The 8,629-nt window shown below is 63.0% G+C and carries 8 protein-coding genes and 1 pseudogene; 4 read left to right on the top strand and 5 right to left on the bottom strand.

Annotated features, from left to right (window positions below):
- Positions 1–110: 110 nt before the first annotated feature.
- Positions 111–674 (top strand): GGDEF domain-containing protein, encoded by a 564-nt coding sequence (locus MUW49_RS05915; RefSeq protein WP_244053685.1) that lies wholly within the window; start codon positions 111–113, stop codon positions 672–674.
- Between the two features lie 108 nt (positions 675–782).
- Here MUW49_RS05915 and rnk read toward each other — a convergent pair whose 3' ends face one another.
- From rnk to MUW49_RS05890, 5 genes are all read right to left on the bottom strand, one after another.
- Entirely contained in the window at positions 783–1,178 is a 396-nt protein-coding gene (rnk, locus tag MUW49_RS05910) for a nucleoside diphosphate kinase regulator (protein WP_010675253.1), read from the bottom strand.
- Positions 1,179–1,411: 233 nt separating this feature from the next.
- The gene (locus MUW49_RS05905) at positions 1,412–2,146 is read right to left on the bottom strand and encodes a transporter substrate-binding domain-containing protein (RefSeq protein ID WP_109112849.1); all 735 of its coding nucleotides are present in this window, start codon (positions 2,144–2,146) and stop codon (positions 1,412–1,414) included.
- Between the two features lie 81 nt (positions 2,147–2,227).
- Positions 2,228–2,911 (bottom strand): hypothetical protein, encoded by a 684-nt coding sequence (locus MUW49_RS05900; protein ID WP_052814631.1) that lies wholly within the window; start codon positions 2,909–2,911, stop codon positions 2,228–2,230.
- 50 nt (positions 2,912–2,961) lie between these two features.
- On the bottom strand, positions 2,962–4,341 hold the full coding sequence (locus tag MUW49_RS05895; protein ID WP_052814632.1) for an alkaline phosphatase: 1,380 nt from the start codon (positions 4,339–4,341) through the stop codon (positions 2,962–2,964).
- 12 nt (positions 4,342–4,353) lie between these two features.
- Entirely contained in the window at positions 4,354–5,745 is a 1,392-nt protein-coding gene (locus tag MUW49_RS05890) for an alkaline phosphatase (protein ID WP_109112850.1), read from the bottom strand.
- Between the two features lie 341 nt (positions 5,746–6,086).
- Here MUW49_RS05890 and ylqF point away from each other — a divergent pair, with 341 nt between their 5' ends.
- From ylqF to MUW49_RS05875, 3 genes and pseudogenes are all read left to right on the top strand, one after another.
- On the top strand, positions 6,087–7,037 hold the full coding sequence (gene ylqF, locus MUW49_RS05885) for a ribosome biogenesis GTPase YlqF (protein WP_244812514.1): 951 nt from the start codon (positions 6,087–6,089) through the stop codon (positions 7,035–7,037).
- 301 nt (positions 7,038–7,338) lie between these two features.
- Positions 7,339–8,025: pseudogene (locus MUW49_RS05880) on the top strand (MFS transporter); the annotation flags it as partial.
- A gap of 205 nt (positions 8,026–8,230) precedes the next feature.
- A partial coding sequence (locus MUW49_RS05875; protein ID WP_348521183.1) for a sigma factor-like helix-turn-helix DNA-binding protein occupies positions 8,231–8,629 on the top strand: 399 nt, incomplete at its 3' end.

Below are 8,629 nucleotides of genomic sequence, written 5' to 3'. Positions count from 1 at the left end.
GAGGGCCGTGGTCAGGGCGTGCATCGAGAAGACAGATTATCCCATCCCGGCAGAACTGATGCCGTCAACCCCGTCCTGGTGAATAGATACGTAATGGGAATCCCCCTCCTGTGACGCGAAGCGCTAAGGTGGGGGAGGATGTCAAGCTGATGGGCAACTATCTGTCGACCTTCGGGGTGCTGCTGCTCTGTACCCAGTACCGGGCCCTGGCCCTGCGTCGACAGGCCAGCCAGGATCCCCTGACCGGCCTCCTGAACCGGCGCGGCTTTATGGATCATTGCGTGACGATGGCAAGGCAGGGGGCGCTGGTGGTGCTGGATCTCGACGACTTCAAGCAGATCCACGATCGCCACGGTCACGAGACCGGGGACAGGGTGCTGGAGGCGGTGGGTCGCTATCTTGCCGGCCAGCGGGATCTGGTGGCCAGCCGCTTCGGCGGGGAAGAGTTTGTGCTGCTATTGCCCGAGCGGGACCCCCTGGCCCAGCAGGCGCGCTGCGAGCAGATCCGCCAGGGAATAGAAACGCTGGAGCTGAAGGGGGTCCGGGTGACGGCCAGCCTGGGGTGGGTGCCCAGCGCCCGTGAATGGCACTTTGACACCCTGTTCAGCCAGGCAGATCGCGCTCTCTATCAGGCCAAGCGGGAGGGCAAGAACCGGATCTGTCAGGGGGCCTGATCCCCCGTCAGGTCATGCCCGGCCGGTGGCCGTCGGCTCCGACCGGACAAAGACATACCGAGTCAGCCACCTGGTCGCATCAGACCAGAGTGGCCGCCTGGCGGCCTGTCAGCGGTGCAGCTCCCCCGCGCGTTCCGGCTGATAGACCACTTCCAGGATCTCCACCTGGATGGTGCGACCGGCCGGCCCCGGCCAGGCGATGCTGTCACCCACCTTGAGCCCCAGCAGGGCGCTGCCCACTGGCGCCAGCACGGAGATCTTCGATTCGTCCCCCTGCACATCCTTTGGATAGACCAGCGTCAGGCAGAAGTCGTTGCCGCTGTTTTGCATCTTGAAGCGCACCGTGCTGTTCATGGTCACCACGTCCGGCGGCATGTCGGCGGGTTCGCGGATCTCGGCGCGATCCAGCTCCTCTTGCAGGGCAAGGTGCTGGGGGTGGTTGCCAAGCAGCTGTTCGATGCGATCCAGATCCAGGCTGGAGATGACGAGATGAGGCTGTTTCATAGGGTATTTCCTTATCAATGACTGAAGGGACCAGGATGACGGGCAGACTGGTCGACAAAAAACGGTGCAAGTGTAAAAAGCAGACAGCAACAGCGATGCCCCCGAGCGACTCGCGCAGCGGGGCGAGGGCGGGGGCTCAGCGGGGTGTGAGCGTACTGGAAAAAATCATGATTGCTTTCATGGAGATACCATAACCATTCTGGGGTGGTTTGGCAATTGGACTGACTTTCTCATCAGGGAGCCTGGTAATCGTACTGGTGCAGGATGCGCGCGAGACTACCATCCTCCCTCATTTCCTGAATGACCCGGCGCCAGCGCAGCGCCTCGCTGCGGGAGAAGCGGGGACTGGCGGCCAGGTAGAGGGTGCTCTGCTGCAAGGTCTCGCCCCGCACCAGGTCCGGGAGCGGCAGACCCGCCCGCTGCTGGTTGTAACGGGCGGTGTTCCAGGCCACCGCCCATGCCTGGATGCGGTCGCGCGCCAGCTTGCTGGCGTTGCTGACCTCCTCGGTGACCAGCTCCCGGGTCACCCCTGTCAGCGGCTGGAACAGGCTCTGGCTATGGGAGCCACGCATCACGCCAACGGTGAGGCCTGGCAGCGTCTTCATGGAGATCGGCGTTGGATGGTGACGGCGATGGCTGACCAGCACGAAGGCATCCTCCAGCAGGGGGGCAATCCAGAGAAACAGTGGTTCGCGCTGGGGATTTCGGGCCGGGGGCAACAACAGGACATCCGGGCGGTGGCTGGCCTGGCTGAGGGCGCGAGCCAGCGGCATCAACTCGATCTCGAGCGGTTCCCCGAGGCGGCGGGCAGCCTCCTCCAGCACCTCGATGGCCATGCCGCTCGGCGCACCCTGTTGGGCGCGGATCACATAGGGGGGAATGTCCGCGGCCACGACGACCACGGCACGGGCCGAAAAGGCGCAGACGATCAGGGGAGAGAGCAGCAGAAGCAGAGTAACAAGGCGCATGGATGTTGGGATCCGGGATGAGTACAGAGAGTGTAACATCCCGTTACGCCATGTCAGCCAGGCGATTGCCGCCTGGGGGGATCAGTCGAAGAAATCCCGCAGATCCAGGGTCTGGTACCCTGCCAGTTGCTGCCAGGGGAGGGTCTTTGGCAGCGGCTTGAGCGTCACCTCCATCCGGTAGCTGCGATAACCGTCGAGGCTTGCCGACTCCACCACCAGGGGCAACTGCCAGCGGCTCGACCAGAGGATGCGGGTACGCTGGCGACCTTCACGGGTCTCATACCAGTTCGCCTGGTCGGGGGCGGCCTCATCCAGCGGTGTCATTCCCTCTAACAGGGCAGGGTTGATGAGGTGGCGGATCCGCGCCCACTCCGGCTTGAAGGCCACCTGGCCGTACTCCTCCTGCGGCACTTCCACCAGCTGGTTGTGCCAGGCATCGGCGTAGCGCAACTGGAGTGCGTCTCCCTCGCTGCGGGTGACCCAGCGCGCCGCCATCTGGTGAGTGAAGTGCTTGTGGCCGGGGCGGGCATCGTGGGTGGCGTGATAGGCACGGGCCAGGGGAACGGGAATGAGCCGCTGGCTCCACACCTGGTCACCGACCCGCAGCCACTTCTCCTGCCACTGGCTCTCCCGGGTGATGCCGTCGCTGCCGGTAGCCCTGTCCACGTAGCGGATGCGGGCGGCCAGATCGGGCACCTCGTCGGCCAGGAGGGGGAAGGAGAGGGCGCTGCCCAGCAGCCATAAAGAAAGCAGATATTTCATCATCGTCACTCGCTCGACGGAAAACGGGCCCGGCGCGGTGCCGGGCCCCTTTATCACAGGCCGAGGGCCTCCCTGAGCTTGCCGAACACCCGGGTGTTGTCGAGGGTGCCCTTGAACTGGCTGCTGCCTGCGCCGCCCGCGAACAGCATCACATCGCCGCCGCCGTGAGTCTCGGAGCCGAGCTTGACTCCGGTCTCCTGCAGGTAGTCATCCGCCATCACCTCATCGCTGGTAAGGGTGGGGCGCTGGTCCTGGCGGTTGGGGCCGTTGCCGAATACCAGAGTAGTGAACGGCTTGCCGTCCGCGTCGTTCTGGGTCGAGCCATCGGCGTTCTTGACCAGATCCAGCACCTTGTTGCCCTTGGCGGAATAGCCGTTGATGGTCATGGTGTGGTCGTGGTCGGCGGTAACCACGATCAGGGTATCGCTCAAATCCACTTTGCCGAGGGCCGTCTTGACCGCCTCGTCCAGCGCCACCGCATCGGTCAGCGATCGCTTGGCGTTGGTGGCATGCAGGGCGTGGTCGATACGCCCCCCCTCCACCATCAGGAAGTAGCCCTGGCTGTTCTGGCTGAGCAGATCGATCGCCTTGGCGGTCATCTCGGAGAGGGACGGCTGGGTACTGGCCGCCCCCTTGGCGACGCGGTCCAGTTCGTAGTCGAGGTGGGACTTGGTGCTGAACAGCCCCAGCACCTTGCCCGAGTTGACGGCAGAGAGCTCATCCTTGGTGGTGACATAGCGGTAGCCCCGGGCGGTCAGCTCGGCGGTGAGATCCCGGCCGTCGGCCCGGCCGCCCTTGTTGCTGGCGCTGTAGGGCGTCCAGTGGTTGGCGCCGCCCCCCATCAGCACATCGACCCCATCCCCCAGCGCCTGGTTGAAGCCGGCTCCGCCTGGTACCGCCTGCTCGGCGATGGCGTAGGCCGCATCCCGGTGGCAGATATGGGAATAGGTCGCCGCCGGGGTGGCATGGGTGAGCTCAGTGGTCGTGACGGCCCCCACCGACTTGCCCGCCGCCTTGGCCAGCTCGAGAATAGTGGGCACCGGGCTCCCGTTGTCGCTGGTGCAGTTGTTGATGCCCTTGTTGCCGTTGGCATCCTTGGACGGTGCCACTGCCCTGGTGTCGCTGCTCATGGCGATCACCTCGTTGTTCATCTTGACGCCGGTGGTGTAGGCCGCCATGGAGGGGGCTGAGTCCGTGGTCTGGGCATCGTGGGAGAAGGTCTTGATGCGCGCGCTCTGGGGCAGTTTCATCATCTCGAGATCCCCCTCTTCCCCCACCTTGAACAGGCGGGTGGCGGTGAGCACGGTGGGGCCCATGCCGTCACCGATAAAGAGGATGACGTTCTTGGCATCGGCGGCGTGCGCCTTGGAGAGGCCGCCAAGCGTGCCGAGCAGGGCGGTGCAGACCAGCGTCTTTTTCATGGTGATGTTCATCCTGATAATCCCTTACAGCTTGGCCGCAGCCTTGATCTTGCCGAACACGGCGGTGTTGTCGAGAGAGCCGTGGAAGCGCTCCGCCCCCTGGCCGATGGCGCCGAGGAAGACATCGGTACCGCCGTGGGTTTCGTTGCCTATCTCGCCCACCTTGACCACTACCTCCTGGTGATAGTCGTCGGCGGAGGTGGTGGCGTCGTCGAGGGCCGCCACGCTGCTGCGCGGGCCGTCCACCCGGTTGTAGCCGTTGCCAAAGCCGATGATGGTGTAGGGCATGCCATCGCTATCCTTGCTCGGCTCGCCGGTCTCGTAGTTCTTCACCAGCCCGAGCACGCCCGCATTGCCTGCCGTGGTCTTGCCGGTGCGCTTGGCATAACCATTCAGGACTAGCGTGTGGTCATGGTCGGCGGTGACCACGATCAGGGTGTTTTTCAGCTCGGGATCGGTTTTCTTCACTTCATTGATGGCGGCCTGGATGGCGTTGTCGAAGGCGAGGGTATCCTGCAGGGCGCGCTTGGCGTTGGTGTCGTGCAGGGCGTGATCGATGCGCCCCCCTTCCACCATCAGGAAGTAACCCTTCTCTTTGTCCTTGAGCTGCTTGATGGCAGCCAGGGTCATCTGGGCCAGTGACGGCTCGCTGGCGGGCCGGTCCAGGTCATATTTCATGTGGCTTGAGCCAAACAGGCCCAGCAGCGGCTTGCTCGCATCGGCCTGGTTCAGCTCGTCCAGGGTGGCGGCAAACTGATAGCCCTTCGCCTTCATCTCGTCGATGAGGTTGCGACCATCGGTCCGCTTGCCCTTGTCGGCGCTGGGCAGGAAGAAGCCGCTGCCGCCCCCGAGCACCACGTCCAGCCCCTCTTTCAGGGCGCTGTTGTAACCGCTGCCCCCCGGCACCATCTGGACGGCGATATCAGCCTCCAGGTCCCGGTTGCATATATGGGCATAGGTGGCGGCCGGGGTGGCGTGGGTGACCCGGGTGGTGGTGACCACGCCGGTGCCACGGCCATCGGCCTTGGCCAGCTCCAGCAGGGTGGTCACCGCTTTGCCGCCGCTCTGGCTGCAATCGCTCTCCTGGGTGGCGTCGCTGTCCATGCTGATGACGCCGTTGTTGCTCTTGACCCCGGTCATGTAGGCCGCCATGGAGGGGGCCGAGTCGGTCACCTGGGCATCGTGGGAGAAGGTCTTGATGAAGGCCGTTTCCGGCAGGGTGTCGATGGTGAGGCTGCCCTCTTCGCCGACGCCATAGATCCGGGAGGCGGTGAGGGTGTTGAGACCCATGCCGTCGCCGAGGAAGAAGATCACGTTCTTGGCGCTGGGTTCCGGGGTGTTGCTGTCGTTGTTGGAGTTGCAGCCGGCGGCCAGGGCGGCGCCTATCATCACTGCAAGTCCTGCCATCTTTCTCATTGGGGTTCGCTCCTTGTGAAACCTGAGCGCAGCCTAGAGGGGGCAGATGACACTTTTAGTGAAGAGAGATGACAATGCGGTGAAAGTGCCTTGTAAATGTTATCTTATATCAATGGGTTATGTTGATTGTGTTCTGCCACTCACCTCCCGGTGGCGTGGCGGGCATCCGGCCACCCGGGTGACAACACCCGGCCAGAATAGCCTGTCAAATCGGGGCCGCAGCAGGTAAAATGCGCCCCCTTGCGATGAGTGCCAGCGGTCTGGCGCATCACCACGCACCCGCAACCCCGAGCGCCCGCAGCCCCGAGAGGGGACCGCATGCCAATGAGAGAGTAACGGATATGTCCATCAACTGGTTCCCCGGCCACATGCACAAGGCCCGCAAAGAGATTGCAGAGGTCATGCCCCAGGTCGATGTCATCATCGAGATGCTCGACGCCCGCATCCCCTTCTCCAGCGAGAACCCCCTGGTGCCGGAGCTGCGCGGGGAGACGCCGGTGATCAAGGTGCTCAACAAGGCAGACCTTGCCGACCCCGAGATCACCGAGCTGTGGGTGGCCCACATGGAGCAGGAGAAGGGGATCAAGGCACTGCCCCTGACCCAGCAGGAGCCGGAGAAGATTAAGCAACTGCTGACCCTGTGCCACGAGATGCTGCCGGAGCGCAACTTCGAGCTGCGCGGGGTGCGCGCCATGATCATGGGCATCCCCAACGTGGGCAAGTCCACCCTGATCAACACCCTGGCGGGGCGGATCATCGCCAAGACCGGCAACGAGGCGGGGGTGACCAAGTCCCAGCAGCGGATCAAGCTCGACAACCACGTCATCCTGACGGACACCCCTGGCTTCCTGTGGCCCAAGCTCAACCCGCCCTCCTGCGGTTATCGACTGGCGATCACGGCGGCCATCAAGGATACCGTCTTCGATTACGCCGACATCGCCATGTTTGCCGCCGACTACTTCATCAAGGCCTATCCGGAGCGCATCAAGGCACGCTACCAGCTGAGCGAGCTGCCGGAGACCGAGATCGAGCTGCTGGATCTCATTGCCCGTCAGCGCGGCTTCATGCGCAAGGGGGGGCTTGCGGATCTGCACAAGGCCTCGGAAATCCTGGTCAATGAATTCCGGTCCGGCATGCTGGGGCGGATCTCCCTGGAGACGCCAGAGATGGTGAGCCTCGAGATAGTGGAAGCCCAGGCCGAGGCTGAGCAGAAAGCCAGGGAGAAGGCGGAGCGGGAAGAGGAGCGCCAGGCCCGGGCTCGTCGCAAGTACGCCAAGAAGCGCCAGCGCTGACCGGCGTTGTGCACGATAGGTTGTGCTTGATAGAAAGAAGAGGCGGCCCTGGGTCGCCTCTTCTGGTCATGGCGCTCTGGCGTGAGGGAGGCACAGGGTCGATATTCAACCGCCCGCTTCTCCTTATCATGACCAAGGTGCCGGCCAATCAAGGGGATGAGGCTCCCGTCAGGGGAGGGCCTTGCCGCGTTGCCATCACGGTGGGCAGAAAAACCTTGCGACCCAGCCTCAGTGCCGATTGACAAAGGCACAGGCGGTGGCATGATGCGCTCGCATTTTGCCTCTCCCCACGGTTCTATCCATGACCACATACTCCCGCCCGGTGCTGCTCCTGCTCTGTGGCCTGCTGTTGCTGACCCTGGCCATCGCGGTATTGAACACCCTGGTGCCGCTCTGGCTCGCCCATGAGCATCTGCCCACCTGGCATGTCGGTATGGTCGGCTCCTCCTATTTCACCGGCAACCTGCTGGGAACCCTGCTGGCGGGCAGACTCATCGCCCGCTGCGGCTTCAATCGCAGTTACTACCTGGCGAGTGCGCTCTTTGCCGCAGGCTGCGTCGGGCTCGGCATTACCGTGGCGTTCTGGAGCTGGCTCGCCTGGCGATTCATCGCCGGAGTCGGCTGCGCCATGATCTGGGTGGTGGTGGAGAGCGCGCTGATGTGCAGCGGCAACGCCCGCAATCGGGGTCGCCTGCTGGCTGCCTACATGATGGTCTATTACGTGGGCACTGTGCTTGGGCAACTGCTGGTGAGCAAGGTGCCGACGTCGCTGATGGCGGTGCTGCCCTGGGTGACTGCCCTGGTGTTGGCGGCCATGCTGCCGCTCTTGTTCACCCGCATCGCCAGTCCGTCAGGCAACCACCAGGCCAGGACTCCGGTCTGGCCGATGCTGCGCCTGCGTCAGGCGCGTCTGGGGGTGAACGGCTGCATCCTCTCCGGCATCGTGCTGGGGGTGCTTTATGGTCTGATGCCGCTCTATCTGAACCACCTGCATATTCCCACGCATGGCGATCGCTCAATAACATTCATGCCGATCACGTAATAACATCCATGCCGATCACTCAATAACATCCCAAGCCGATCACTTTTTACCCTCGATGGGAAACCATGATCGGCATCCATGTTATTGGTGACTTTTTCTTCCCGCTTCGTTAAACCCGCACTTTCCCATCTGCTCCAACAGAGGAACGTGCATGTCTGCGAGGCCTATCACTGTGAGAAAACTCAAAGAAATTCTTCGCCTTAAATATCAGGCTCAACTGGCTCATCGGCAGATCGCCCTCAGCCTGCATATCTCTCCTAGCACCGTATCCTATTACCTCAACCGGGCGGCTCAACTGGGTATCATGACCTGGCCCCTGTCTGAGTCCTGGGATGATGTCTCCCTGGAGCGCGCATTTCTCAAGACCTGCTCTGTTCATAAAACTCAGCACAAACCCACTCCCAACTGGGCCTTGTTGCATCAGGAACTCAAAAAACCAGGTCAAAAAGGCGTGACCCTCGAGCTGCTATGGCAGGAGTACGCCGAGCGCCATCCAGGCTCCCACTACAGCTACAACCACTTCTGTCGGCTCTATAAAGAGTGGGCGGCC

Source organism: Aeromonas sp. LsrichE-8G (assembly GCF_022869435.1).
Classification (GTDB): Bacteria; Pseudomonadota; Gammaproteobacteria; order Enterobacterales; family Aeromonadaceae; genus Aeromonas; species Aeromonas caviae.
This window is presented reverse-complemented; position numbering and strand designations above follow the sequence as displayed.

What these genes read in the sequence shown, in the direction of transcription:
- MUW49_RS05900 (WP_052814631.1), bottom strand. Translation starts at nt 2,911, where the DNA reads ATGATGAAATATCTGCTTTCTTTATGGCTGCTGGGCAGCGCCCTCTCC.
- ylqF (WP_244812514.1), top strand. Translation starts at nt 6,087, where the DNA reads ATGTCCATCAACTGGTTCCCCGGCCACATGCACAAGGCCCGCAAAGAG.
- MUW49_RS05895 (WP_052814632.1), bottom strand. Translation starts at nt 4,341, where the DNA reads ATGAACATCACCATGAAAAAGACGCTGGTCTGCACCGCCCTGCTCGGC.
- MUW49_RS05905 (WP_109112849.1), bottom strand. Translation starts at nt 2,146, where the DNA reads ATGCGCCTTGTTACTCTGCTTCTGCTGCTCTCTCCCCTGATCGTCTGC.
- MUW49_RS05890 (WP_109112850.1), bottom strand. Translation starts at nt 5,745, where the DNA reads ATGAGAAAGATGGCAGGACTTGCAGTGATGATAGGCGCCGCCCTGGCC.
- rnk (WP_010675253.1), bottom strand. Translation starts at nt 1,178, where the DNA reads ATGAAACAGCCTCATCTCGTCATCTCCAGCCTGGATCTGGATCGCATC.